The sequence below is a fragment of the Actinotalea endophytica genome (assembly GCF_025717005.1).
Classification (GTDB): Bacteria; Actinomycetota; Actinomycetes; order Actinomycetales; family Cellulomonadaceae; genus Actinotalea.
The window spans coordinates 31,177-57,416 of the sequence record NZ_JAOVZU010000004.1 but is presented as its reverse complement, the minus strand read 5'-3'; the positions used below and the strand labels follow the sequence as shown (position 1 = coordinate 57,416).

At 71.8% G+C, this 26,240-nt stretch carries 21 protein-coding genes; 13 read left to right on the top strand and 8 right to left on the bottom strand.

Annotated features, from left to right (window positions below):
* Positions 1–35 precede the first annotated feature (35 nt).
* From OEB99_RS07895 to OEB99_RS07875, 5 genes are read left to right on the top strand one after another with little or no spacing between them, the layout of a single operon-like run.
* Positions 36–515 carry a DsrE/DsrF/DrsH-like family protein gene (locus OEB99_RS07895; protein WP_263509488.1) on the top strand — a complete coding sequence of 160 codons (480 nt, stop codon included), beginning with the start codon at positions 36–38 and terminating at the stop codon, positions 513–515.
* A 55-nt stretch (positions 516–570) separates the two neighbouring features.
* Complete coding sequence (locus OEB99_RS07890) at positions 571–3,309, top strand: FAD-dependent oxidoreductase (protein ID WP_263509487.1); 2,739 nt, start codon at positions 571–573, stop codon at positions 3,307–3,309.
* Positions 3,306–5,060 (top strand): CoB--CoM heterodisulfide reductase iron-sulfur subunit A family protein, encoded by a 1,755-nt coding sequence (locus tag OEB99_RS07885; RefSeq protein WP_263509486.1) that lies wholly within the window; start codon positions 3,306–3,308, stop codon positions 5,058–5,060. The genes OEB99_RS07890 and OEB99_RS07885 overlap by 4 nt, the downstream gene beginning before the upstream one ends.
* The gene (locus tag OEB99_RS07880; RefSeq protein ID WP_263509485.1) at positions 5,057–5,323 is read left to right on the top strand and encodes a hypothetical protein; all 267 of its coding nucleotides are present in this window, start codon (positions 5,057–5,059) and stop codon (positions 5,321–5,323) included. Before OEB99_RS07885 ends, OEB99_RS07880 begins: the two co-directional genes overlap by 4 nt.
* A 1-nt stretch (position 5,324) precedes the next feature.
* Positions 5,325–6,506: a 4Fe-4S dicluster domain-containing protein gene (locus OEB99_RS07875; protein WP_263509484.1), complete on the top strand. Its 1,182-nt coding sequence runs from the start codon at positions 5,325–5,327 to the stop codon at positions 6,504–6,506.
* A 206-nt stretch (positions 6,507–6,712) separates the two neighbouring features.
* On the opposite strand, the gene OEB99_RS07870 is transcribed toward OEB99_RS07875, so the two are convergent.
* A complete protein-coding gene (locus tag OEB99_RS07870) occupies positions 6,713–8,968 on the bottom strand; it encodes a beta-glucosidase family protein (RefSeq protein WP_263509483.1) in 2,256 nt (751 codons plus the stop codon).
* Between the two features lie 185 nt (positions 8,969–9,153).
* On the opposite strand from OEB99_RS07870, the gene OEB99_RS07865 reads away from it, so the two are divergent.
* Positions 9,154–10,125: a LacI family DNA-binding transcriptional regulator gene (locus OEB99_RS07865; RefSeq protein ID WP_263509482.1), complete on the top strand. Its 972-nt coding sequence runs from the start codon at positions 9,154–9,156 to the stop codon at positions 10,123–10,125.
* A gap of 4 nt (positions 10,126–10,129) precedes the next feature.
* Here OEB99_RS07865 and OEB99_RS07860 read toward each other — a convergent pair whose 3' ends face one another.
* The 7 genes from OEB99_RS07860 to OEB99_RS07830 all read right to left on the bottom strand — a co-directional run bounded on the left by OEB99_RS07860 (position 10,130) and on the right by OEB99_RS07830 (position 18,054).
* Positions 10,130–11,095 (bottom strand): carbohydrate ABC transporter permease, encoded by a 966-nt coding sequence (locus OEB99_RS07860; RefSeq protein WP_263509778.1) that lies wholly within the window; start codon positions 11,093–11,095, stop codon positions 10,130–10,132.
* Positions 11,096–11,100: 5 nt separating this feature from the next.
* Positions 11,101–12,021 (bottom strand): carbohydrate ABC transporter permease, encoded by a 921-nt coding sequence (locus tag OEB99_RS07855; protein WP_263509481.1) that lies wholly within the window; start codon positions 12,019–12,021, stop codon positions 11,101–11,103.
* Between the two features lie 153 nt (positions 12,022–12,174).
* A complete protein-coding gene (locus OEB99_RS07850; RefSeq protein ID WP_263509480.1) occupies positions 12,175–13,605 on the bottom strand; it encodes an ABC transporter substrate-binding protein in 1,431 nt (476 codons plus the stop codon).
* Positions 13,606–13,724: 119 nt separating this feature from the next.
* A complete protein-coding gene (locus OEB99_RS07845; RefSeq protein ID WP_263509479.1) occupies positions 13,725–15,362 on the bottom strand; it encodes a glycoside hydrolase family 13 protein in 1,638 nt (545 codons plus the stop codon).
* Positions 15,363–15,685: 323 nt separating this feature from the next.
* Positions 15,686–16,699, bottom strand: a complete 1,014-nt coding sequence (locus OEB99_RS07840) for a LacI family DNA-binding transcriptional regulator (protein ID WP_263509478.1) — start codon at positions 16,697–16,699, stop codon at positions 15,686–15,688.
* A gap of 63 nt (positions 16,700–16,762) precedes the next feature.
* Positions 16,763–17,155, bottom strand: coding sequence for a D-ribose pyranase (gene rbsD, locus OEB99_RS07835; protein ID WP_263509477.1), 393 nt, complete (start codon positions 17,153–17,155; stop codon positions 16,763–16,765).
* Positions 17,152–18,054: a ribokinase gene (locus OEB99_RS07830; protein WP_263509476.1), complete on the bottom strand. Its 903-nt coding sequence runs from the start codon at positions 18,052–18,054 to the stop codon at positions 17,152–17,154. Before OEB99_RS07830 ends, rbsD begins: the two co-directional genes overlap by 4 nt.
* A gap of 111 nt (positions 18,055–18,165) precedes the next feature.
* Here OEB99_RS07830 and OEB99_RS07825 point away from each other — a divergent pair, with 111 nt between their 5' ends.
* The 7 genes from OEB99_RS07825 (at position 18,166) to OEB99_RS07795 (ending at position 26,238) form a co-directional block, all read left to right on the top strand.
* On the top strand, positions 18,166–19,671 hold the full coding sequence (locus OEB99_RS07825; protein WP_263509475.1) for an FGGY family carbohydrate kinase: 1,506 nt from the start codon (positions 18,166–18,168) through the stop codon (positions 19,669–19,671).
* A 41-nt stretch (positions 19,672–19,712) separates the two neighbouring features.
* Entirely contained in the window at positions 19,713–20,396 is a 684-nt protein-coding gene (locus tag OEB99_RS07820) for a DUF2291 family protein (RefSeq protein ID WP_263509474.1), read from the top strand.
* Complete coding sequence (locus tag OEB99_RS07815; RefSeq protein WP_263509473.1) at positions 20,393–21,979, top strand: sugar ABC transporter ATP-binding protein; 1,587 nt, start codon at positions 20,393–20,395, stop codon at positions 21,977–21,979. Before OEB99_RS07820 ends, OEB99_RS07815 begins: the two co-directional genes overlap by 4 nt.
* A gap of 1 nt (position 21,980) precedes the next feature.
* Positions 21,981–23,093 (top strand): ABC transporter permease, encoded by a 1,113-nt coding sequence (locus OEB99_RS07810; RefSeq protein WP_263509472.1) that lies wholly within the window; start codon positions 21,981–21,983, stop codon positions 23,091–23,093.
* 35 nt (positions 23,094–23,128) lie between these two features.
* Positions 23,129–24,151 carry a D-ribose ABC transporter substrate-binding protein gene (locus OEB99_RS07805; protein ID WP_263509471.1) on the top strand — a complete coding sequence of 341 codons (1,023 nt, stop codon included), beginning with the start codon at positions 23,129–23,131 and terminating at the stop codon, positions 24,149–24,151.
* Positions 24,152–24,337: 186 nt separating this feature from the next.
* Positions 24,338–25,330: a sugar phosphate isomerase/epimerase family protein gene (locus OEB99_RS07800; RefSeq protein WP_263509470.1), complete on the top strand. Its 993-nt coding sequence runs from the start codon at positions 24,338–24,340 to the stop codon at positions 25,328–25,330.
* On the top strand, positions 25,327–26,238 hold the full coding sequence (locus OEB99_RS07795; RefSeq protein WP_263509469.1) for a transketolase: 912 nt from the start codon (positions 25,327–25,329) through the stop codon (positions 26,236–26,238). Before OEB99_RS07800 ends, OEB99_RS07795 begins: the two co-directional genes overlap by 4 nt.
* Positions 26,239–26,240: the final 2 nt, after the last annotated feature.

The following is a 26,240-nucleotide window of genomic DNA, read 5'->3' as shown; positions in this document are numbered from 1 at the left end:
ACCGCACCACGACCGACTGGGAAGGGACACTCGAGGTGGAGTCGACCAAGAAGACGATCATCGTGTTCAGCGGTGATTTCGACAAGGTGATGGCCGCGTTCATCATCGCCAACGGCGCGGCGGCGATGGACGACGAGGTCGTCATGTTCTTCACGTTCTGGGGCCTGAACGCGATCCGCAAGGACTCGCCCGTGGCGGCGCCGGACAAGACGTTCGTGCAGAAGATGTTCGGCGCGATGATGCCGCGCGGCCCGAAGAAGCTCGCGATGTCGAAGATGAACTTCGCCGGCATGGGTCCCAAGCTCATGCAGCGCGAGATGAAGGCGCAGAACGTCATGTCGCTGCCCGAGCTCATCGAGACCGCGCGCGAGCAGGGCGTGAAGTTCATCGCGTGCACGATGTCGATGGACGTCATGGGCCTGACCAAGGAAGAGCTCCTCGACGACATCGAGTACGCGGGCGTCGCCTCGTACCTCGGCGAGGCCGACGAGTCGAACGTCAACCTCTTCATCTAGACGCACGTCATCCGGCACGCCCTGGCGGCGCGACCAGAAGGAGCAGGAGTCACTGATGGACTACGACGTCCTCGTGATCGGGAGCGGGATCGGCGGCATGGAGTCGTCGATCAAGCTCGGCGACATGGGCTACAAGGTGCTGCTGGTCGAGAAGGAGGCGAGTGTCGGCGGGCGGATGATCCTGCTGTCCAAGGTCTTCCCGACCCTCGACTGCGCGAGCTGCATCTCCGGCCCGAAGATGTCCTCGACGATCAACCACCCGAACATCACCACGAAGACGTACTCCGAGGTGACGGGGATCAAGCGCGGTGCGGACGGACGCTTCACCGCGACCGTCAAGGAGAAGTCGACGTTCGTCGACTGGGCCGCGTGCACCGGGTGCAGCGACTGCCAGATGGCGTGCACCGTTGCGGTCCCCGACGAGTTCAACTCCGACCTCGCCGCGCGCCGGGCCGCGTACATCGCCTTCCCGCAGGCCGTGCCCAAGAAGGCCGTGCTCGACCGCGAGGGCACGTCGCCGTGCATCGGCGCCTGCCCGGCCGGCATCAAGGCGCACGGCTACGTCTCGCTCGTCCGGTCCGGCAAGGACGAGGAGGCCTTCCAGCTGGTCCTGGACGCCACCCCGCTGGTCGGCACCCTCGGGCGGGCCTGCTACGCGCCCTGCGAGTCCGAGTGCACCCGCACCAAGCTCGAGGGCCCGGTGCCGATCCGGCTGATCAAGCGGTTCGCCGCCGACCAGCACTACGCGGCGAACGGCGCCACCCCGTCCGGGCCGGCCGTCGAGGTGGCCGCGCCGAACGGCAAGAAGGTCGCCGTGGTCGGTTCCGGCCCCGCGGGCCTGACCGCGGCGTGGCAGCTCGCGCGCCAGGGCTACCAGGTCAAGGTCTTCGAGAAGCGCTCGCAGCCCGGCGGGTTCCTGCGCCACGCGATCCCGTCCTACCGCCTGCCGCACGAGGTCGTGGACGCGGACATCGCGAACCTCACCTCGATCGGCGTCCAGATCGAGTGCGACGCGAAGATCGACGACCTCGCGGCGCTCAAGGCCGAGGGCTACGACGCCGTCGTGGTGGCCACCGGCACCCAGAACGCGACGCCGATGGACGTGCCGAACGAGGACGCCGCCGGGTCGGTCAACGGTCTGGACTTCCTCGCCGACGTGGCGAACGACAAGGCACCGGACCTGACCGGCAAGCGGGTCGTCGTGGTCGGCGGCGGCAACGTCGCGATGGACGCCGCGCGCGTCTCGCTGCGCCTCGGCGCGGCCGACGTCAAGGTCGTCTACCGCCGCACGCGCGCCGAGATGCCGGCGCACCACGTCGAGGCCGACGACGCCGAGGCCGAGGGCGCACAGTTCGAGTTCCTGGTCACCCCGCTCGAGGTGCTCGCGGCCGACGGCACGGTCACCGGCGTCCGCCTGCAGAAGATGCAGCTCGGCGCGCCGGACGCCTCCGGCCGCCGCAGCCCCGAGCCGGTCCCGGGAGCCGAGACCACCGTCGACTGCGACCTGGTGATCTCCACCATCGGGATGAGCCCGGACGCGACCCTGTACGAGAACGTCGTGACGGTCGGCCGCGGGCAGCGGATCACGGTCGACCCGCACACCCTGCAGACCGAGGTCCCGTACCTGTTCGCCGCCGGGGACGTCGCGACCGGCGCGACCGACATCACGCGGGCGATCGGCGCCGGGCGGCGCGCCGCCCACATGGTCGACCGCTGGGTCAACGACCAGCCGATGACCGGCTTCACCGCGCTGGACGACCGGATCGACACGGTCACGCACGACCAGGTGCTGTCCCGGCAGACCGCGTTCGGTCACCGGAACCCGATCAAGGGTGCGGTCGACCTGGCCGCGCTCCCGCGGGACTTCCACGAGATCGAGTCGCCGCTGAGCGAGGCCGAGGCCCGCTCCGGGGCGGGCAGCTGCCTGGACTGCGGGGTCTGCTCGGAGTGCCAGGAGTGTGTGCACGCCTGCCCGGCGGACGCGATCCGGATGGACAAGCGCGACGTCGAGACCGAGGTCGAGGTGGGCGCGGTGGTCGTCTCCACGGGCTACAAGCTGTTCGCGGCGGACAACAAGCCCGAGTACGGCTGGGGCAGGTACGCCAACGTCATCACGGGTATGCAGATGGACCGGCTGCTGGCGCCGACCCGACCGTTCAACACGGTGCTGCGGCCCGGTGACGGCAAGGTGCCCGAGCGGATCGCGTACATCTCCTGCACGGGATCGCGCGACGCGCAGGTGGGCAACCCGCTGTGCTCGAAGGTCTGCTGCATGTACTCGATCAAGCAGAACCAGCTGATCATGGGAGCCCTGCCGCTGGCCGACGTGACCATGCACTACATGGACATGCGGGCCGCCGGGAAGCGCTACGACGAGTTCTACGAGCAGGCCAAGGACATGGGCGCGCAGTACATCCGCGGCCGGGTCTCGAAGGTCACCGAGAAGGAGAACGGCGACCTCGTGCTGCGCTACGAGGACACCGAGGGGACCGGCGAGATCGTCGAGGCGGAGTACGACCTCGTGGTCCTCGCGGTGGGCATCCAGCCCAACCGGGACGTCGAACGGCTCTTCACCGACGAGCAGCTCGGACTCGACGAGTACTTCTACGTCGCCGAACCGAGCGAGGACGTCGACCCCGGCGTCACCGACATCCCCGGCGTGTTCGTCGCCGGGACGGCCTCCGGCGCCAAGGACATCGTCGACACGATCGTGCACGCCGGTGCCGCGGTCGCCCAGGTCGCCGCTCACCTCGAGCGCGCGGCGGTCACGCAGGAAGCGGAGGTGCTGGCATGAGCGAGAGCTCGAAGCGCCGCATCGGGGTGTACATCTGCCACTGCGGCGGCAACATCTCCGACTACGTGGACGTCGAGAAGGTCCGCGAGGCCATCTCGGCCGACCCGGACGTCGTGGTCGGCAAGACCACGCTCTTCGCCTGCGCCGACGGCACGCAGCACGAGATGATCGACGACATCCAGGGCGAGCACCTGGACGGCCTGGTCGTCGCGTCCTGCTCGCCCAAGCTGCACACCACGACGTTCCGGGGCGTGTCGGCGCGGGCCGACCTGAACCCGTACGCCTACACGCAGGTGAACATCCGCGAGCAGGACTCGTGGGCGCACACCGACGACCACGACGGTGCGACCCAGAAGGCCATCGCGCTGGTCCAGGCGGGCATCGCGAAGACCCGGCTGTCCCTGCCGCTCGAGCCGCTGCGCGTCGAGACCGTGCCCGCCACGATGGTGGTCGGCGGCGGGATCACCGGGCTGCGCACCGCGATCGGCCTGGCCGACATCGGCGTCGCGGTGACGATCGTCGAGCGTGAGGCCGAGCTGGGCGGCTGGGTCGGCAAGCTCGGCCCGATGTTCCCCCGCGACAAGCCGGGCCGTGAGCAGATCGCCGAGCTGCTGGCCCAGGTCGCCGCGCGCCCGACCATCACGGTGCTCACCAACGCCGAGCTGGTCGGCAAGGCCGGGTCGTTCGGCAACTACACCGCCAAGGTCCGGCTGCGCACCGAGCAGACCGAGGAGCTCCGGCAGTACCAGGTCGGCACGTTCGTCATCGCGACCGGTGCGGACGTCTATGCGCCCGAGGCCGGCGAGCTCGGCTACGGCATCGACGGCGTCGTGACGATCCACGAGTTCGGCACGCTGGTCGACGCGGCCAAGGGCAGCGGGACGCTCGCCTGGCAGGGCCGCAAGGTCCGTTCGGTCGCGTACGTGTACTGCGTGGGCAACCGGCAGCTCGGCGGCAACGAGTACTGCTCGAAGTTCTGCTGCGCGGCCACGGTGCACGCGTCGATCAAGGTCTCCGACCTCGACCCGTCGATCCGGCAGTTCCACCTGCACCGCGACGTGCGGGCCTACGGCAAGTACGAGCTGATGTACACCGAGTCCCGCGAGCGCGGCTCGGTCTACATGCGGTACCCGGACGACGCCCCGCCGTCGATCGAGCAGCTGCCGGACAAGCGGCTCGCCGTGACCGTGACCGACGCGCTGACGTCGCCGGAACCGCTCACCCTGCCGGTGGACCTGGTCGTCCTGGTCACCGGGATGGTCCCGCGCGACAACGACGACCTGACCACCCTGCTCAAGCTGCCGACCGGCGACGACGGCTTCTACAACGAGATCCACCCCAAGCTGCGGCCGGTGGAGACCGTGGTGGACGGCGTGCTGATCGCGGGCGCCTGCCAGGGGCCGAAGCCGGCGACCGAGGCGATCAGCGGCGGCCTGGCGGCCGTCACGCAGTCCGCGGGCATCCTGAAGAAGGGTTTCGCCGAGCTCGACCCACTGGTGGCCACCGTCACGGAGAGCATGTGCACGGGGTGCGGCGAGTGCCTGACGACCTGCCCGTACGACGCGATCACGTCGTACGTGTGCGACGAGGGCGAGAAGGCCACGATCAGCGCGGCGAGCTGCAAGGGCTGCGGCGGCTGTGCGCCGGTCTGCCCCGAGGACGCGATCGACCTGCTCGGCTACACCCACGCGCAGATGATGGCGGCGATCGACGGCCTGGTCGTCGCCCCCGAGAAGGAGCCGGTGGCATGAGCACCACGACGAGCCCGACGGGCCACGCGCTGCGTGACCCGCGCGAGGTCATCCGCGAGGAGATGACGATGCACGGGGTGATCAAGGCCGCCCTGGCCGACGGTCCGCTCACCGTGCCCGACCTCGCGCAGGCGATCGGCCACCCGGCCGAGGAGGTCCTGTACTGGGTGATGGGGATGCGTCGCTACGGCCACCTGGTCGAGTTCCCCGATGACGACGACGAGGGCTACTTCCCGTACGGCCTGCCAGGAAAGGGAGCGTGACATGGCCACGGTCGTCAACATCGACCTGATGGGTGACCTGCAGAAGTTCGGGGCCGCCGACGTCAACGCGTGCTTCTCCTGCGGCAACTGCACCGCGATCTGCCCGCTGTCGGACAACGACGCGACCTTCCCGCGCCGCGTGATCCGGTACGCGCAGGTCGGGCTCACCGACGAGCTGCTCGGCTCCAAGGAGCTGTGGACCTGCTACCACTGCGGGCTGTGCTCGGACTCCTGCCCGACGCAGGCCGACCCCGGTGAGTTCATGGCCGCGGCCCGCCGGTACGCGATCGCGTCCTACGAGCCGACCGGCCTGGCCCGCGTGCTCTACACCAAGCCGGTGATCGGCACCGTGATCGCGGTGCTCGTCGCGGCGTTCTTCGCGACCTTCATGCTGACCCAGGCCGACCTCGGCGGGATCGACGCGCCGGAGCTCGCGCTGTTCGACTTCGTGCCGAACGACGTCGTCCACTGGCTCGGCATCGTGGTCATGGCGGCGATGTTCCTGGCCGGTGCCTGGGGCGTGGTCCGGATGGTCCGCGCGATCGGCAAGCGCGACGGCGTGACGCTCAAGGACACCGTCGGCTCGGGCGCCGCGTGGAAGCGCACGCTCGGCGCAGTGTGGGACTCGCTCGGCATCGAGTCGCTCGGCCAGAAGCGGTTCCGGGATGACTGCCACGACGACCAGGAGGTCGAGCCGCTGTGGCGGCGGCGCTGGCTGGTCCACGCGCTGACCATCTGGGGCTTCCTCGGCCTGTTCGGCGCGACGTTGATCGACTACGGGCTCGAGCTGCTGGGCATCAAGGAGACCGGGACGCCGATCCCGCTGTGGTACCCGTCGCGCGCGCTCGGCACGGTCGCGGGCCTGTCGTTGATGTACGGCGTGACGGTGTTCATGATCGGCCGGTGGAAGAAGTGGTCCACCGCGCAGGCCGACTCGAAGGGGTCCGACTGGCTGTTCCTGAGCCTGCTGTGGATCACCGGGTTCACCGGGTTCGTGATCGAGGTCGCGCTCTACATGTCGGCGCCGCCGGCGTGGGGCTACTGGGTCTTCCTGGTGCACGTCGCGGTGGCGATGGAGCTGATGCTCATGCTGCCGTTCACCAAGTTCGCGCACGCCATGTACCGGCCGGTCGCGCTGTTCTTCTACGCACTGGCCCGCGAGAGGTCGACCGCCGGCGCCTGACGAGCGTCATCCCCCGAACGCCCGGGCCGCCCCGCGAACGAACGCGGGGCGGCCCGCCGGCGTTGTGGCCAGGAGTGGCGGTCGGCTCGGCACGGCGCGAGACAGGGGCTTCCGACCGAGATCGGGGCGAGGACACCCCTGCCTCGGCGCAGAACCCCTGTCTCGGCGGGGTGGCAGGTGGCCGGGCAGGGAGCGCTGTGGCCCTGTCAGCCGCGCCGCGCGCGCGCCACGAGCTCGTCGAGGCCGTCGAGGTCGAAGCCGGCGAGGCCGAGGGCCGCGATCACCCGCGCCGGCATCTCGTCGACCATCGCCTGCATCGTCTCGTCCAGCTCCGGAGCGCTGGCCATCGCGTCGGCGAGCAGTGGCGCGCCGACCGGGTGGGCGCGCCACTCGCCGACCCGGGACTCGGCGGTGAGCTCGCCCCACAACTGCTCACCGACGACCTCGATCTCGGTCCGCGCTCGCACGTCGCGCGAGCTGGCACCCGCCTCGAGCACGAACGCGCCGCCCTCGACCACCCACCGGGACAGCTCGGGGTGCCAGTAGGACAACGCGCGGGCCGGCAGCTCGAACACGACGGCCGTCGACTCACCGGGCTCGAGCACGACGGTCGCGTAGTCCTTGAGCTCGTGGACCGGGCGGACCACCGCCGACTCGGGGTCGGCGACGTACAGCTGGACGACCTCCTTGCCGCGGCGGGCGCCGGTGTTGGTCACGGTGACCTCGGCGCGGATCGTCGTCTCGGCACCGGTGCCCCGGACGGCAGCGGTGAGCGGGCCGTAGCCGAACGTCGTGTAGCCCAGCCCGTGCCCGAACGGGAACGCCACGGCCAGGTCGCGCGTGTCGTACCAGCGGTAGCCGACCAGGACGCCCTCGCCGTACCGCACGGTGCGCGCCTCGCCGGGGAAGTTGCCGAACGCCGGGGTGTCCTCGAGACGCAGGGGAACGGTCTCGGTCAGCCGGCCCCCGGGCTCGCGCAGGCCGAGCAGGACGTCGGCGATCGCCGAGCCGGCGGCCTGACCGCCGAGCCAGGTCTCGAGCAGGGCCGGCGCGTGCTGCCGCCACGGCATGGTCACGGCGCCGCCGTTCGCGAGCACGACGACCACGTGCGGGTTGGCGGCCGCGACCGCGTCGAGCGTGGCGACCTGGTTGGCCGGCAGCTCGAGCGTGGTGCGGTCGAAGCCCTCGGACTCCTCGGGGGCGGGCAGGCCGAGGAACAGCACGACGACGTCCGCCTCCGTGGCCACCTCGACGGCCTCGGCGCGCAGCGCGGCGTCGTCCGCCTGCTCGACGGGCACGCCCGCCACGGTGAAGCCGGGTGCGAACGGCACCGGTGCGCCGAGCTCGGCCTCGAGCGCGCCGAGCAGGTCGTCCAGCCTCGTCGGGTTGACCTGGGACGAGCCGGCGCCCTGGTAGCGCGGTGAGCGTGCGAGCTCGCCGATCACCGCGATCCGCGCAGCACGGTCGAGCGGGAGCAGGGGAGCGCCCTCGACCTCGTCGTTGCTCAGCAGCACCGCGCCGGCGGCCGCCGCCTCGCGGGCAAGGGCGTGGTGGGCCTCGAGATCGGCCGTACCGGGGTCGGCGAGCGCGGGCTGGACGCGCTCGACGAGCGCGAGCACGCGGGCCGCGGCCCGGTCCAGCGCGGCCTCGTCGAGCCGGCCGGACCGCACGGCGGCGACGACGTCCGCCGCGGTGCGGCCACCGGTGCCCGGCATCTCGAGGTCCAGGCCGGCGTCGACCGCGGCCGGCAGGTCCCACACGGCGCCCCAGTCGGACATCACCAGGCCCTCGTAGCCCCACTCGTCCCGCAGGACCTGGGTCAGCAGCCACGGGTTCTCCGAGACGCGCACACCGTTGACCCGGTTGTACGAGCACATGATCGTCCAGGGCTGCGCGGTGCGGACCACGTGCTCGAACCCGGCGAGGTAGATCTCCCGCAGGGTGCGCTCGTCCACCTCGGCGGAGACCCGCATCCGGTCGGTCTCCTGGTTGTTCGCCGCGTAGTGCTTGAGCGACGTGCCGACGCCGCGGGACTGGATGCCCTGGACGAGCGCGGCGCCGATCCGGCCGGACACCAGCGGGTCCTCCGAGACGTACTCGAAGTTCCGTCCGCACAGCGGTGACCGCTTGATGTTGATGCCCGGGCCGAGCAGGACGGCGACGTCGTTCGCGCGGGTCTCGTCGCCGAGTGCGACCCCGACCCGGCGCACGAGCTCGTCGTCCCAGGACGACCCCAGGGCGGCAGCGGTCGGGAAGCAGGTCGCCGGGACCGAGGCGCCCAGTCCGAGCTCGTCCGGCGATGCCTCCTGCTTGCGCAGGCCGTGCGGACCGTCGGTGACCATGACCGAGCCGATCCCGAGGCGCTCGACCTCGGCGGTGCGCCAGACGTCGCGGCCGGTGACCAGCGACGCCTTCTCCTCGAGGGTGAGCGCGGCGACGTCGTAGTGCGGGTCGGTGGTCACGGGAGTCCCTTCGTTCGGGCGGCTGCGGCCGTTGAGCGTCAATGATGACACGATTAAGTGGCCGCGCGCCAGGTTCCGGCACCGCTTGCCACGTGCAGCGTCAGGGAATCTCGCGTGCTGCTGGTGCACTGTGCTTGAATCGCATAAGTCACGGCGCGCCGCGCGCCGGGGAGCCGGGGGTGCGCATGGCTGTCACCGCGAAGGACGTCGCCCGTGCGGCGGGGGTCTCGGCCGCGACCGTCAGCTACGTCATCAACGATCACCCGGGTCAGAAGATCACCGACGCGACGCGCAAGCGGGTCCTCGAGGCCGCCGAGCAGCTCGGGTACCAACCGTCGGAGGCGGCGCGCGCGCTGCGGCGTGGCACGAGCCAGACGGTGCTGCTGCTGATCCCGGACGTCACGATCGGTGAGGTGATGGCGGAGCTCATCGACACGCTCACCGACGTCCTGGACGCCGCCGGTCTGTCGGCGGCCACGCGCCGCGCGGCGGCCGGCACGCTGCGACAGACCTGGGCCGGGTTGCGACCCGCCGCGGTGGTCGTGGTCGGACCGCTCGGGCCCTCGGGTCGGCAGGAGCTGCGCGACGCCGGCGTGCCGGTCGTCGACGTGCTCGGCCCTGCGTCGGGCGACGACGGGCAGGAGATCCCGCAGCAGCACCTCGGCCGGATGCAGGTCGAGCACCTCACGAGCAGGGGGCACACCGCGATCGGGTACGCCGCACCGGAGGACCCGCGGTTCGCACTGTTCCTGGACGGTCGCCTGGCCGGCGTTCGCGGGGCGTGCCGCGAACGAGGCATGCCCGAACCGGTCGTGGTGCCGGTCCGGCTCGACGTGGCGTCCGCCGAGGAGGCCGTGGCGCGCTGGCTCTACGCGGGCGTGACCGCGATCGCCGCCTACAACGACGAGGCCGCCTTCGCGGTGCTCGCCGGCATGCACCGCCTCGGCATGTCCGCCCCGGACGACCTCGCGGTCATCGGGCTCGACGACATCGCTCTGGCAGCCCTCGCCAGCCCACCGCTGACCACGATCGACCAGCGGGTCGACCTCCTGGCCGAGCACCTTGCGGCGCTCGTCCTGCACCGCGCGCACGGTGCGCCGCAGCCGCCGGCGTTCGACTGGGACGTCGCGACCCTCGTGGTGCGCGAGTCGACCTGACCGGTCAGCCCTTGACCGCCCCGCCGAGCCCGGCGCCGTTCAGGAACAGCTTCTGGAACGCCAGGAACACCACGACCGGGATGACCGTGGAGATCGCGAGCGCCGCCATCAGCACGCCCATGTCGGTCGAGCCCTGAAGCGACGGAAGCCGCACCGACAGCGGCTGCAGGTCCGGGTTCGGCAGCACCAGCAGCGGCCACAGGAAGTCCTTCCAGGACGCGATCACCGCGAACACGCTGACCACGCCGAGGATGGGCTTGCTCATCGGCAGCACCACGGACCAGAAGAGGCGGAACGGCCCGGCCCCGTCCATCCGGGCCGCCTCGAAGACCTCGCGCGGCAGCGAGTCGAAGAAGCGCTGCACCAGGAGCACGTTGAACGCGCTCGCACCGGCCGGCAGCCACACCGCCCAGAAGGTGTTCAGCATCGACGGGCCGACCGGCGGGTGCAGGATCGTCAGGTAGAGCGGGACCAGCAGCACGACCGCCGGCACGAACAGCGTGCTCAGCACCGCCCACTGCAGCACCGTCGCGTACCTCGGGCGCAGCACGGACAGCAGGTAGCCGCCGGTGGTGGCGACGAGCACCTGGCACACCCACGACCCGGCTGCCACCACCACGGTGTTGAGGAAGTAGCGGCTCACCTGGACGTCGTTCCACGCCTCGGCGAGGTTGCCCCAGGCGATCCCGTTCGGGAACACCGCCAAGGGCGTGCGCAGGATGTCCTGGGTGGGGGTGATCGCGAACTTGGCCAGCAGCAGGATCGGCCCCACGCCGGCGAGCAGCAGGAGCCCGAGCAGCACGCCGTGCACCAGCCGCATGCTGCGGCGGACGACCGGTCTGCGCCAGTCCGCGCTGGACAGCACCGACCGCTCGTCGCTCGCCGCAGCCGGCAGGTGGTCCCGCCGACGGCGGCGTGGCGCCGGGGCGGCGTCGGGGGTCGAGTCGGTGTCGGTGCGGCGGGTGAGCATGGTCGTCACGAGGTGCTCCAGCTGCGGGTGAGGCGGAAGTACACGAGGGACAGGACGCCGAGGACGATCGCGAGCATCAGGCTCAGTGCCGTGGCCTGCCCGTAGTCGGCCCCCAGGCTCTGGCCGAACGCGTAGCGGTAGATCAGCAGCAGGATCGTCAGGGTCGCGTTGGCCGGTCCGCCGCCGGTGAACAGGTACGGCTCGACGAACACCTGAGCGGTCCCGATGACCTGCAGGATCAGCGTGATGAGCAGCACGCCGCGCAGGTGGGGGAGCGTGACGTGCCACACCTTGCGCCAGATCGACGCGCCGTCGACCTCGGCCGCGTCGTACAGCTCGGCCGGGACCGAGGTGAGCGCCGCAAGGTAGATGATCACGGTCCCGCCCGCCGCGGCCCAGGTCGCCTCGAGCACGAGCGACGGCATCGCCCACGTCATCGACTGGAGCCACGGGAACGGGCCGAGGCCGACCCAGCCGAGGATCTCGTTGAACACGCCCTCCGGCCGCGGGTCGAAGAAGAACTTCCAGAGCAGCACCGCGACGACCGGCGGGACGACCACCGGCAGGTACGCCAGCGCCGAGTAGAGCCCCTTGCGCCGCCGCACCTCGCTCATCAGCACGGCGGCCAGCAACGGGATCGGGTAGCCGAAGATCAGCGCGAGCAGGGCGAACCACGCGGTGTTGCGGATCGCGACCGGCAGCAGCGGGTCGGCGAGCACCGCGCGGACGTTGTCCAGCCCGACCCAGGTGGTCGTGATGAGGTTCGTCTCCTGGAAGCTCATCACCCCGGCCCGCACGATGGGCCACCAGGAGAAGACGCCGAAGATGACCACGAGGGGCACGGCGAACACGGCTGTGCTCAGCGACGCACCGAGCCGGCCGGTCCGCGCTCGGGCGCGGGACGGCGGGCGGGTGGTGACGGCCATGGTGCTCCTCCGGTCGGTGGGGTCTCGGCACGAGGCGCGGGCCGAGACGTCGGGGACGGTCGTGGGGGGGGGGGGGGGGGGGGGGGGGGGCGGCGCCCCGGGGGGCGCGGGGGGGGGGGGCCGGCCGCCCCCCCGCCCCCCCCCGGCACGGGGTCACCCGGCGTCGAGCAGGGACTGGACCTGGCTGTTCGCCGCCGCGATGAGGGCGTCGAGGTCCGCGTTCTGGTCCGTGACGACGGCCTGCACGAGCGCGTCCATGGCCGCGTAGGTCTCCTGCGTCGACCGGCTCGGCTCACCGACCACCGGCTGGTCGAACATCACGTCGGTGTAGCCGGTCATCTGGTCGAGCGGCACGTTGACGTAGTCCTGGACCCAGCCGAGCGCGGTCTCGTACTCGGCCTGGCTGAAGATCGGCAGCACCGGCGTGCCGACCGGCTGGTCGTTCTCGGCGCGGACCTGGGCGTCGGCGACGGCCTGGTCCTGGTCGCGCAGCTTGGACAGGTAGTAGAAGTCGATCCACTTCACGGCCGCGTCCTTGACCGCGTCGTCGGCCTTGACGTTGACGGCCGCGAGCGTGCCGCCGACCAGGACGCCGGAGTCCGCGCCCTCGAGCGGGATCCCGGTGAGGCCGTACATGTCGGCCGGCACGCCGTTGGTCTCGACCAGCGAGGTGTAGACGTCCGAGCCGGAGGTGTACATGCCGAGCTGGCCGGCTGCGAACGCCTGGTTGATCGTGCCCCAGTCGAGCGTGGAGTCGGCGAGCAGCGAGTCGTCCTCCCAGCGCAGCGCGTGCAGGAACTCGAGCGCGTCACGCGTGCCGGGGTTGTCCAGCGTCGCGGTGTAGCTGCCGTCGGCGTTGACCTCCTGCACGCGACCGCCACGGGCGTAGGTCGCGGCGGTCAGCTGCCAGCCACCGGTGTTGTTGGCGGCCATCTCGGCGTAGCCGGCCACGCCGGTCGCGTCCTTGATCGCCTTGGCGTCCGCGCGGACCTCGTCCCAGGTCGTGGGTGGCTCGTCGGGGTCGAGCCCGGCCTGGGTGAACAGGTCGCGGTTGTAGTGCAGCGCGACGCCGTAGATGGACTTCGCCGGGATCGCGTAGACCTTGCCGTCCGGGCCCATGCCGGCCTCGAGCAGCGTCTGGTTGAAGTCGCCGGCGTAGGGCAGCTGCTGGAACTGGGCGTCGATGTCGGCGAGCTGGCCGTTCTCGATCAGGGTCTTGGCGTCGGTGAGCGGGATCTCGAACACGTCGGGCAGCGTGCCGCCGGCGAGCTGGGCGGCGAACGTGGTCGCCTTCCACTCGTACTCCTGCGGCTCGACCGTGATGTTCGGGTACGCCTCCTCGAACTGCGCGACCCGCTCGTCGAAGGCGTCGAAGGCCGCCTGCTCGGAGCCGGGGATGAGGCTGACCACGCTCAGCGTGACCTGCTCGTCGGCCGAGGTCGCGTCACCGGACGAGGTGTCGTCGCCGTCGGAGCTCGCGGCGGCGCCGGAGCAGGCAGAGAGCAGGGTCAGGGCGGTGACGGCGGAGAGCGCCGCCAGGGCAGGTCGCGGTGCCTTGACCGCTCGTGGGATCGATCGGGACATCGTTGTCGCTCCTTCAATCGTGGATCGGGTCGTCCGGGCGGGACCGGGTCGGTTCGGGTCGGTGGGACCGGCGGGGGACGTGCCGGGGAGGGCCGGCACGATCCGGCGGTCGGGTGGGCTCACGTGTCGATGCGCACCCCCTCGGGCAGGCGCAGCCAGGCGGCGGTGTCGGGTGGGAGGGCGCTGCCGTCGAACGCGGCGCTGGCCAGCAGGACCCCGTCGTGCGCGGGCAGCGGCACGGCGGCGGACCCGAGGTTGACCACGCAGGCGATGCCGCCCCGGGCGAACGCGAGGACGTCGGGGCCGGCGTCGAGCCAGCGGAGGTCGGCGCTGTGCAGGTCCGGCTCGGCGCGCCTGGTCCGCAGGGTCCTGCGGTACAGGACGAGGGTCGAGTCCGGGTCGGCGAGCTGGCGCTCGACGGTGAGAGCCTTCCAGTCCTCGGGCTGGGGCAGCCACGGCTGCACCCCGTCCGGTGAGAAGCCGAACGGCGCGGCGTCGCCCGACCACGGGAGCGGGACCCGGCAGCCGTCCCGGCCGGGGTCGACGCCGCCCGAGCGGGCGTGCATCGGGTCGCTGCGCAGCTCGTCGGGCAGGTCCTCGACCTCGGGAAGACCGAGCTCGTCGCCCTGGTAGATGTACAGGCTGCCGGGTAGGGCCGCGACCAGCAGCGACGCCGCCCGCGCGCGGCGCAGACCGAGGTCGAGGTCGGTCGGCGTGCCGAACCGTTTGGCGGCGAACGAGAATCCCGTGTCGACCCGCCCGTACCGCGTGACCGGGCGCGTCACGTCGTGGTTGGACAGCACCCAGGTCGCGGGCGCCCCGACGTCACGGTGCGCAGCGAGTGTGAGGTCGATCGACTCACGCAGCGGGCCGGCGGCCCACGGCCGGGCCATCAGGTCGAAGTTGAACGCGGTGTGCAGCTCGTCGGGGCGCAGGTAGCGCGCGAACCGGGAGGAGTCGGCGAGCCACACCTCGCCGACCAGCACGCGTGGCGGCGAGTAGGTGTCGGCGAGTCGCCGCCAGGCGCGGTAGACGTCGTGCAGGTCGTCGCGGTCCTCGTGCGGGTGCTCACCGGGTCCGGGGCTCGGCGGGACCTCGGGCAGCGTGGGGTCCTTGACCAGCAGCGCGGCCGAGTCGATCCGCACGCCGGCCACGCCGCGGTCGAACCAGAAGCGCAACACGTCCTCGTGCTCGGCCCGCACGTCCGGGTGCTCCCAGTTGAGGTCCGGCTGCTCGGGGGAGAAGAGGTGCAGGTACCACTCGCCGGGCCTGCCGTGCTCGTCGGCCGTGCGGGTCCAGGTGGTCCCGGCGAAGTTGGAGACCCACGTGGTGGGCAGGACCTCGCCGTGCTCGCCGCGCCCGGGCCGGAACCAGAAGCGCTGCCGTTCGGGCGAGCCGGGTCCGGCGGCGAGCGCGTCGCGGAACCACGGGTGCTCGCTCGACACGTGGTTGGGCACGACGTCGACGATCGTGCGGATGCCGTGCTCGAGCGCCTCACGGACGAGGGCCTCGGCGTCGGCGAGAGTTCCGAAGGCGGGGTCGATGGTCCGGTAGTCCTGGACGTCGTAGCCGCCGTCGGCCATCGGCGAGCGGTACCAGGGCGTGAACCAGAGCGCGTCGACGCCGAGGTCCGCCAGGTATCCGAGGCGCTCACGGACGCCGGCCAGGTCGCCCACGCCGTCGCCGGAACCGTCGGAGAAGCTGCGCGGGTAGACCTCGTAGATCACCGCCGAGCGCCACCACTCCTGCTCGGCCACCAGCGGCTCCCCTCGTCCGGCACCCGTCCTCGGGCACGGCGATGACACTAAAGGAATCGCGGACTTTCACGCAAGAACTCGACAACAGCGAGATGGAAACGTGATCTGGCGGCGCGCGAAGCGTGATCGCTCACATGGCAGGGCGGGCGAGGGGTCCGGTCGACGACGGCCGGTGAGGTGGCGCCGGCGGTCCTCGGCGCGGAGGGGACGCACCGGTGGTCCCGGCGCGGCGACGCACGGCGTGAGCGCGAGCTCGACAGCGGGTCAGGAGCACCCGGCGAGACGGTGCGGCGGGTGGCCGAGCGCTCGGGTGCCGGTGCGGCTCAGCGCGGCGCGGGTGCCGCGCCGGTGGACCCGCGGACCACGAGCTCGGGCTCGAAGAGCAGCTCGTCGGAGCCGGCCGCGGCGCCGTCGATCGCGGCGACCAGGATCTCGATGGCCGCCCGGCCCATCGGCTCGATCGGCTGGCGCACCGTGGTCAGCGGCGGGTCGGTCGCGTTCATCAGGGCCGAGTCGTCGTACCCGACGACCGAGACGTCCGTGGGCACCTGGAGCCCGGCGCGGCGAGCCGCACGGATCGCGCCGAGGGCGAGCACGTCGCTCGCGCAGACCATGGCGGTGACGCCGGTGGCCAGCAGCCGGGTGGCCGCGGCCTGCCCGCTCTCCAGGGAGTAGGAGCTGCGGGCCACGCGCTCGGGCGGCAACGGGCGCCCGAGCGTGGTGAGCATGCGTTCGGCGGCCGCCAGCTTGCGCTCGGACGGGACGTGGTCGCCCGGGCCGAGCAGCAGGCCGATGCGCTCGTGCCCGAGGGCGACGAGGTGCCCGAGCGCCTGCTCGACCGCGACCGCGTCGTCGCACGCGACGCGTGGGAAGGGGAGGTCCTCGATCGAGGCGTTGATCAGCACCACCGGCAGCCGGCGCTCCACGAGCTCGCGGTAGTGCGCGTGCGAGGCCGAGCGCTCGGCGTACAGCCCGCCTGCGAAGACGATGCCCGACACGTGCTGCGACAGCAGCAGGTCGACGTACTCGGCCTCGCTGATCCCGCCGGCGGTCCGGGTGCACAGCACCGGGGTGAATCCGCGCTGTGCCAGCGCGCCGCCGACCACCTCGGCGAACGCCGGGAAGATCGGGTTCGCCAGCTCGGGCAGCACCAGGCCGACCAGCCGGGCCCGCTCGCCGCGCAGCTTCGTGGGCCGCTCGTAGCCGAGCACGTCGCACGCGGTGAGCACGGCCTGGCGGGTCGCCTCGGAGACGCCGGGCTTGTTGTTCAGCACGCGCGAGACCGTGGCCTCGCTCACGCCCACCTTGCGGGCGACATCCGCCAGTCTGCGCGACATGGCGCTCAGGCTAGCAAATGTTCGCAAGAACTTGCGTTCGCTTGCGCCGGGGTCGCGCCGCGGTCAGACCGCGAACGGCACGCCGCAGCGCAGCACGACGTTCGAGTACGCGGTGTCCTCGCCGGTGCGGATCACCAGCTGCGCGCGGCCGACCATCGCCTTGAGCTCGTCGTGCGGGAGGCGCTCGGCAGGGGAGTCCAGCCGCTCGTCGATCCAGCCGGCCGCGGGCCAGTCGTCCACCGGTTCGCTCACCCAGGCGTGCTCGACCACGATCTCCGCGAGCAAGGCGTCCAGGACCGTGGTGAACCGCGGCTCGCCGTAGACCAGCGCGAGGTCGACCACCGGCAGATGGGCCGGCACCGGCAGGCCGGCGTCGGCGACCACGACCAGGTCGGTGTGGCCGAGCCGTGCGAGATGACCGGACAGCGGGGCGTTGATGATGCCGTGACGCTTCATGGCAGGGGGTCGTCCTTCCAGGGGTAGGAGAGCTGGGCGCCGAGGCGCTGGACCGAGGCGGCCGCGACCCGGGTGGCGAGCAGCGCGGCGTCCCGGGCGGGGTCGCCCTGCGCCAGCCCGACCGCGAGCGCGCCGACGAACGCGTCGCCGGCGCCGGTGGTGTCCCGGGGGGTGACCGGGCGGGCGGGCAGCGACCAGGTTCCGGTCGCGTCCAGGCCGACCACGCCGGCCGCGCCGAGGGTGAGCACCACCGAACCGACACCGAGCTCGGCGAGCTCGCGCACCGTCTGCTCCGCGGGGACCGCGGTACCCGGGTCGGCACCGAGCAGGATGGCGGCCTCGTGCTCGTTGACCACGAGCGGGTCGGCGAGTCGGAGCACGTCGAGGGGCAGCCGGCAGGCCGGGGCGACGTTGAGCACGACGCGGCGTCCGGCCTCGTGCGCGAGGTGCGCTGCGCGGCCGACCGCGTCGAGCGGGATCTCGGCCTGCAGGACGCACACCGCGGCGCCGGCGATCGTCGACGCGGCGGCCTCGACGGCCGCGACGTCGGTGGTCGAGTTCGCACCCGGGATGACGATGATCGAGTTCTCGCCGTCGTCGGCGAGCGTGACGACCGCCAGCCCGGTCGGCCCCTCGACCCGGCGCACGGCGGCCAGGTCCACGCCCGCTCGCCGGAGCTCGGCGAGCGCGACGTCGGCGTTCGGGTCGGTCCCGACGGCGCCGACCATCGCGACGTCCGCTCCGAGCCGGGCGGCCGCGACGGCCTGGTTCGCGCCCTTCCCGCCAGGTAGCACGCTCGCGTCCCGGCCGAGCAGGGTCTCGCCGGGGTGGAGGTGGCGGGGTACCTCGAGCACCAGGTCGGCGTTGACCGACCCGACGACCACGACGTCGTGATCCATGTGACTCCTTCGTTCATCACGGCTCGGCAACGGCGGTTGACAGTCCCGAGCGGCAATCCCTACGGTGAGCGTACTTCATTCGATGCGGAATGGATATTCACAAGGACTGTGATGATCGACACGAACCGGACGGCCGCCGCGGGAATCCTCGCGCTCGACCAGGGCACGACCAACACCAAGGCGATCTTCCTCGACCCTGCCACGGGTCAGGTCCTCGCCTCGGCGTCTCGCCCGGTCGGGATCGCGTTCCCGCGCCCCGGCTGGGTCGAGCAGGACGCCGAGCAGCTCTGGTCGGCGACGCTCGAGGCCGCGCAGGAGTGCCTGGCCGCCGTCGACGCCACGCCGGCCGCCGTCTCGATCTCGAACCAGCGCGAGTCGGTGGTCTGCTGGAGCCGCTCGACCGGCGAGCCGCTCGGCCCGGTGCTCGGCTGGCAGGACGCGCGAACCGCCGCCTGGTGCGTCGGGCTCGCTGCCGCGCGGCCGGACGCCGCCGAGCTGGTCCGCCGTCGCACCGGGCTGTCGCTCGACCCGATGTTCTCCGCGCCCAAGATGCGCGCTGCGCTCGACGCGGCCGTCGCCGCGGGCGCCGACCCCGACGACGTCGCGCTCGGCACGGTCGACGCGTGGCTCGTGCGCCGGCTCACCGGCGTGGCGGCCACCGACGCGGGCAACGCCTCGCGCACCCTGCTGCTCGACCTGGAGACGCTCGACTGGCACCCCGAGCTGCTCGACCTGTTCGGCGTCCCGGCCGCCGCGCTGCCCGAGGTGCGGGCGTCGGACGCGGGGTTCGGCGTCACCCTCGGCGAGGGGCGGCTGCCGGCCGGCGTGCCCGTCGCGGCGGTGCTGGCCGACTCGCACTCCGCGCTGTACCACCACGGCTGCACCGAGCCGGGCACCGGTAAGGCCACCTTCGGCACGGGGTCGTCGGTGATGACGCCGCTCGCCGGCCTCGAGCGCGCGCCCGAGGGGATCGCGACGACCGTCGCCTGGCAGGCGGGCGGCGCGGTGACCTACGCACGCGAGGGCAACATCGTCGCGACCGGGTCGGCACTGGACTGGATGGCGACCACGCTCGGCGTCCCGCCCGGGCTGTCCGGCGGAGCGTTCCTGACCGCGCTCGCGGCCGACGTGCCGGACGCCGGCGGGGTGGCCTTCGTACCCGCGTTCTCGGGGCTCGGCGCGCCGTACTGGGACCGCGACGCGAGCGGTGTGCTCACCGGCGTGACCGGCGGCACGCGACGCGAGCACCTCGCCCGGGCCGCACTCGAGTCGGTGGCGCACCAGGTCGCCGACGTCGTCGAGGCGATCGAGTCCGACGGTCGGGTGCGGCTCGCCGTGCTCAATGCCGACGGCGGTGCGACGGCCTCGGGCCTGCTCATGCAGACCCAGGCGGACCTGCTCGACCGGCCGGTCGAGGTGTCCGACGTCGCGGAGGCGTCGGCTCTCGGAGCCGCGCTGCTCGCCGCCCGGACGCTCGGCCTGCCCACCGCGCACCCTGCGCCCGGGCGGCGCGTGGTGCCGACCCCCGACGCCGTCACGACCCGCGGACCGGCCCGTGCGGCCTGGGCCGCAGCCGTCGCCCGCTCGCGCGGGCTCGCCGTACCGGCAACCGACTGAAGCACGACCGGCCCAGGCCGGAACCTCGTCGAAGGAGACACATGGGAACCGAAGCAGCTCCCCGAGTTGCGACCGGCCGCGCGGTGCCGTGGTGGCGCCGCCCCGCGGTGATCGGCACCGCCGTGACGCTCGTGGTGGTCGGACTCGCGATCGCCGACACCACGTTCGTGTCGACGTCGTCGCTCGCGCAGCCGGCCGACACCGCCAAGGAGTACGCGGACCTCAACTACGACACCGTGGTGGTCCCGACGATCGTCGACGGCGCGCAGCCGCTCGACACGCTGCTCGCGGAGGTCGTGGCGAACCCGGACGCCGCGGGGGAGAAGTACGGCAACCGTGAGGACGCCACCAAGCCGTGGAGCTTCGCGGCCGAGGCGACCGGCACGGTCGTCGAGGGCAACTTCGGCGAGTTCGGCCTCGAGGTCGACGGTCTGCCGGACGGCATCACGGTCGGTGTCGCGGTCCCGCCGCTGGGCTCCAACACCGCGATCCGGGACGCCGGCACCGACCTCACCTTCGGTGACTTCGTGAACCAGACCGAGTACCAGACGGTCGCGATCGAGCTCAACACCCGCGCGGCCGACGCCGTCTACGGCGACCTGGACCCGGAGAGCCTGATGGGTCAGCAGGTGCACGTGATCGGAGCCTTCACCTGGGTGTCCAAGACCGGTGGCGAGATCGACCACGTCACCATCGTCCCGGTGCAGATCGAGGTCGGTCCGTGACCGCGACCGCCACGGGTGCCGCGACCGACGTGGTGATGCGGGCGCGTGAGGTCGCCAAGGTCTACGGCGGCACGCACGCCCTGCGCGGCGTCGACTTCGAGGTCCGGCGCGGCCACGTCACCGCCCTGATCGGCGAGAACGGGGCCGGCAAGTCGACCCTGATGAAGATCCTGGCCGGCGTCGAGCAGCCCACCGCGGGCACGATCGAGCTCGACGGCGAGCCGGTGACCTTCGCCTCGCCGACCGAGGCCGTGGCGCACGGCGTGGCGATCATCCACCAGGAGCTCAACCTCTGCCCGAACCTGTCGATCGCCGACAACATCTTCGTCGGGCGGGAGCGCACCCGCGGCGCCTTCGTGGACGACAAGGTGCAGCGCGACGCTGCGACCGAGCTGCTGGAGCACCTCGAGGAGCCGATCGACCCGCGGACCCTGGTCGGCGACCTCCGCCTCGGCCAGCAGCAGCTGATCGAGATCGCCCGGGCGCTGAGCGAGGAGGCCCGCGTCCTGATCATGGACGAGCCGACCTCCGCGCTCTCCGCGACCGAGGTGCACGTGCTCTTCCGGGTGATCCGGGAGCTCACCGCCCGCGGCGTGTCGATCATCTACATCTCGCACCACCTGGACGAGTGCCTCGAGATCGCGGACCACGCGGTGATCCTGCGCGACGGCAACGTCGTGGCGCAGGCCCCGATGTCCGAGGTCGACATGGGCTGGATCATCACCCAGATGGTCGGGCGCGAGGAGGGCGCGCTGTTCGCGCCGATGGCGCACGACCCCGGTGAGCCGCTGCTGGAGATCTCCGACCTGATCGTGGCCGACCCGGACAGCCCCGAGCGTCTCGCGGTGCGGGGCGTGTCGGTCACGGTGCACGCCGGCGAGGTCGTCGGGGTCTACGGCCTGATGGGCGCCGGGCGCACCGAGCTGCTCGAGGCCGTCGCGGGGCGCAACCCCGTGCTGGGTGGCCGGATCGTCCTCGAGGGACGGGACCTGACCCACGCCTCGGTGTCCGAGCGGATCGACGCGGGGCTGATCCTGGTCCCCGAGGACCGGCAGCGCGACGGCCTGGTGCCGGCCCTGTCGGTGGGACGCAACATGGCGCTCGCCGCGGTGTCCCGGTTCGTCCGCGGCATGTTCGTGCGGGCCAAGGACGAGCGTGGTGCGGTCGACGAGGCGTCGCGCGTGGTGCGGGTCAAGGCGGCCAGCCAGGACGCACCGATCGGCTCGCTGTCCGGCGGCAACCAGCAGAAGGTCGTGATCGGCCGGGCGCTGCTGACCCAGCCCCGCGTGCTGGTGCTCGACGAGCCCACCCGCGGCATCGACGTGGGCGCGAAGGCCGACATCTTCGCGCTGATGGCCGCCGAGGCCCGCAACGGGATCGGCGTTCTGTTCGCGACCAGCGAGGTCGGCGAGGTCCTGCACGCGTGCGACCGGATCGTCGTGATGGCCCGCGGGCGCGTCTCGGCGGTGCTCGACCCGCGCGAGGTCGACCGCGAGCAGCTGATGGCCGCGTCGGACGTGTCGGTCCCCGACCTCGCGACCACCTCCAACCCCAACCCGCCCACCACCACCGAGGACGAGTGAGATGGCGACCACCACGACCAAGGCGCCCGGCGCCGCTCCGGCCCCCACCGCCGCCAAGCGTGGGATCGGCGAGTTCCTGCTCGACCAGCGGGCGTTCGTCGCGCTGATCGTGCTGATCATCGTGTTCGCGCTGCTGTCGGACGCCTACCTGACGCCGACGAACCTGATCACGATGACCAAGCACGTCGCCTACAACGCGATCCTCGCGATGGGCATGCTGCTGGTCATCATCACCGGCGGCATCGACCTGTCGATCGGCTCGATCGTCGGGCTCTCCGGGATCGTCGCGGGCGTGCTGCTGCAGGGCTGGGACCTGTCGATCTTCGACGTCACGGCCTACCCGGCGGTGTGGGTCGTCGTGCTGGTCTCGCTCGCGGTGGGCGCCCTCGTCGGAGCCCTGAACGGACTGCTCGTCACACGGTTCGGGGTAGCCCCGTTCATCGCGACGCTGGGCACGCTCTACATCGCGCGCGGCGCCGCGCTGCTGATCTCGAACGGGTCCACGTTCCCGCGCCTGCAGGGCGACCCCGAGCTGGGCAACACCGGCTTCAGCTTCCTCGGCGTGGCCCGGCCGCTCGGCATCCCGACCGCGATCTGGATCATGGTGATCTTCGCGGTGGCGATCTGGATCCTCACGGCCAAGACGCCGTTCGGCCGCCGGCTGTACGCCACCGGTGGCAACGAGCGGGCCGCCGAGCTCGGCGGTGTGCCGGTCCGGTCGATCAAGATGAAGGTCTACATCATCTCGGGCGTCTGCGCGGGGATGGCCGGCCTGATCATCGCGTCGGAGCTGACCTCCGCCGCACCGCAGACCGGTACCTCGTTCGAGCTCAACGCGATCGCCGCGGTGGTCATCGGTGGCGCCTCCCTCGCGGGTGGGCGCGGCACCGTCAAGGGCGCGCTGATCGGCGCGTTCGTCATCGGCTTCCTCTCCGACGGCCTGGTCATGGTGGGTGTCTCCACCTTCTGGCAGACCGTCATCAAGGGCCTGGTCATCGTGCTCGCAGTGATGCTCGACCAGGGCCAGCAGAGGTTGACAAACGCCCGCGCGGCCGCCGTCGCCGCGCAGAGCGTCAAGCGTGAGCTGGCGGCACACCACGCCGGGGCCCAGTGACGGGCGCCGGGACCATCACACAGGAGGTAGACCGAATGCGACGCACACTCCGCAGTGGCGCGGTGCTGGTGGCCGCTGTCTCGGCCCTGGCCCTGGCCGGGTGCTCGGGCTCGAGCGGGACCACCGAGACGTCCGACAGCGCATCCAGCACCGCGTCGGACACCGCGTCCGAGAGCGCGGGCGGCGGCGAGGCCGGCGGCCTCATCGCGGTGATCACGCCCTCGCACTCCAACGTGTTCTTCAAGGCCGAGGCCGACGGCGCGGTGGCGAAGGCCGAGGAGCTCGGCTACACCGCTCAGTCCGACTCGCACGACGACGACCCGAACAAGCAGTCCGAGCTGATCGACACCGCGATCTCCAACGGTGCCGTGGCGATCATCCTGGACAACGCGGGCGCCGACGTGACCATCGGTGCGGTGCAGAAGGCCGAGGACGCCGGCATCCCGGTGTTCCTGATCGACCGTGAGATCAACGAGACCGGCATCGTCCAGGCGCAGATCGTGTCGAACAACGCGCAGGGTGCGGGTCTGGTCGGCGAGGCGTTCGTCGAGGCGATGGGCGGCACCGGCCGCTACATCGAGCTGGTGGGTCGCGAGACCGACACGAACGCGCACGTGCGCTCCGACGCGTACCACGCGGTGATCGACCAGTACTCCGACATGGAGATGGCCGCCCAGGAGACGGCGAACTGGGACCAGCAGGAGGCCTTCAGCAAGGTCGAGACGCTGCTCCAGGCCGACTCGGACATCCAGGGCATCATCGCGGGCAACGACACGATGGCGCTCGGCGCGGTCGCGGCGGTCGACGCCGCGGGCCTGACCGGCAAGATCATCGTCGCCGGCTTCGACGGCAGCCCGGACGCCGCGCAGGCGATCAAGGACGGCACGATGCTGGCGACCGGTCTGCAGCCGGCCGTGCAGATCGCGCAGATGGCCGTCGAGCAGGCGGACCAGTTCATCCGCACCGGCTCGACCGGCGCCGACGAGAAGCAGTCGATCGACTGCATCCTGATCGACAAGTCCAACGTGGACCGCTACACGCTGTTCGCCATCGAGTGAGGCGGATCCCTGCGGGCCGGGCCCCGGCCCGCAGGGACGCCCCCACCCGGTTCCGCCCCGCCCCGGCGCCGTCCCGCGGGACGACCTCCTCGCGCCGGCGCGGGGCGGCCCGGGCGGCGACGGCCCCTCCGACCCCGCGCCGCGGGATCTGCTAGACTGTGCATGAACGATCGGAGTTGAATAGAAATGACCACCTACCCCCCGTTCGGTGCCGGGCTCTGGCACTTCGCGAGCTACCTCGACCGGTACGCCACGGACGGCTACAAGCCGCCGGTCACGACGCTGGAGCAGATCGCCCGCGCCGGAGAGGTCGGGGACCTGTCGTACGTCGACGTGCCGTACCCGTTCACCGAGGGCGTCACGGTCGACCAGGTCAAGGCGGCGCTCGCGGAGCACGGCCTCCAGGCGATCGGCGTCACTCCCGAGATCTACATGCGCAAGTACTCCAAGGGCGCGTTCACCAACCCCGACCCGGCCGTGCGGGCCGACGTGCTGGTCTTCCTCAACGAGGCCGCCGGTGTGGTGCGCGAGCTCGGCGCCCGCTACCTCAAGGTGTGGCCGGGCCAGGACGGCTGGGACTACCCGTTCCAGGTCGACCACGGCGAGCAGTGGCGGCTCGCGGTCGACGGCATGCGCGAGCTCGCGCAGGCCAACGCCGACATCAAGATCGTCATCGAGTACAAGCCGCGCGAGCCGCGGAACAAGATGTTCTGGGACTCCTCCGCGAAGACCGCGCTCGGCATCAAGGCGATGGGCGTGGACAACGTCGGCGTGCTGCTGGACTTCGGCCACGCGCTGTTCGGCGGCGAGTCGCCGGCAGCGGCCGCGCAGCTGCTGATCGACCACGGCCTGCTCTGGGCGATGGACGTCAACGACAACCTGCGCTCGTGGGACGACGACATGATGGTCGGCTCGGTCCACCCGATCGAGCTGTTCGAGTACTTCTACACGCTCAAGGCCAACGGCTGGGAGGGCGTCTGGCAGCTCGACCAGTTCCCGTTCCGGGAGGACACGGTCGAGACCGCGAAGCTGTCCATCCGGTTCCTCAAGCACGTCTACCGGGCCCTGGAGGTCCTGGACATCGAGGCGCTCAAGGCCGCGCAGGCCGCGCAGGACGCCCTCGGTGCCCAGAAGGTCGTCCAGGACGCCCTGTTCGGGACCATCCAGGAGGATTCGTGACCGTCGAGGAAGACCTCGTCCCGCAGGTCGACCCGCAGGCCGTGCCCGGCGACACCCTGACCGTGCTCGGTCGGGTGCCGTCCGGCGCGAGCCGCGACGAGGCCGTGGCCCACCTGGCCGAGGCCGCCCGTCTGGTCCGCCGGCGCGACATCATGATGGTGCGTGCGGCGGGGCTGGGGCACATCGGTGGGGAGTTCTCGGTCATCGACATCCTGGTGACCCTGTACCTGCACGCGATGAACATGTCCCCGGACCAGCTGGGGGACCCGGACCGTGACCGGTTCATCCTGTCCAAGGGGCACGCGGCCGCCGCGTTGTACACCACGCTGGCGATGGCCGGCTTCCTCCCGCCGGAGCAGCTGTCCACCTTCATGCAGCCGCTGTCACAGCTCAACGGCCATCCGGCGCGCACCAAGATCGCGGCGGTCGAGGCCTCGACCGGCCCGCTGGGGCACGGTCTGCCGATCGCGGTCGGTACCGCGTTCGCCGGCAAGCTGGACGGCTCGTCGCGGCGCACCTTCGTGGTCGTCGGCGACGGTGAGCTGCAGGAGGGCTCCAACTGGGAGGCCCTGATGACCGCGGGCAACCACGGCCTGGACCACCTGTGCGTGATCGTGGACCGCAACCGCCTGCAGCAGGGCGCCCGGGTCGCCGACACCAACGACCTCGAGCCGCTCGCGGACAAGCTCGCCGCGTTCGGCATGGAGGTCGTCGAGGTCAACGGCCACGACCACGGGGCGCTGCTGGACGTCTTCGCCGGCGTGCCCGCGCCGTCCGGCAAGCCGACCGCGGTGATCGCGCACACCGACAAGGGTCACCCGATCTCGTTCATGTCCGACAACGTCGCCTGGCACCACAAGGTGCCCTCCGCCGAGCAGGTCGCTCAGGCGCTGTCCGAGCTGGAGTGATG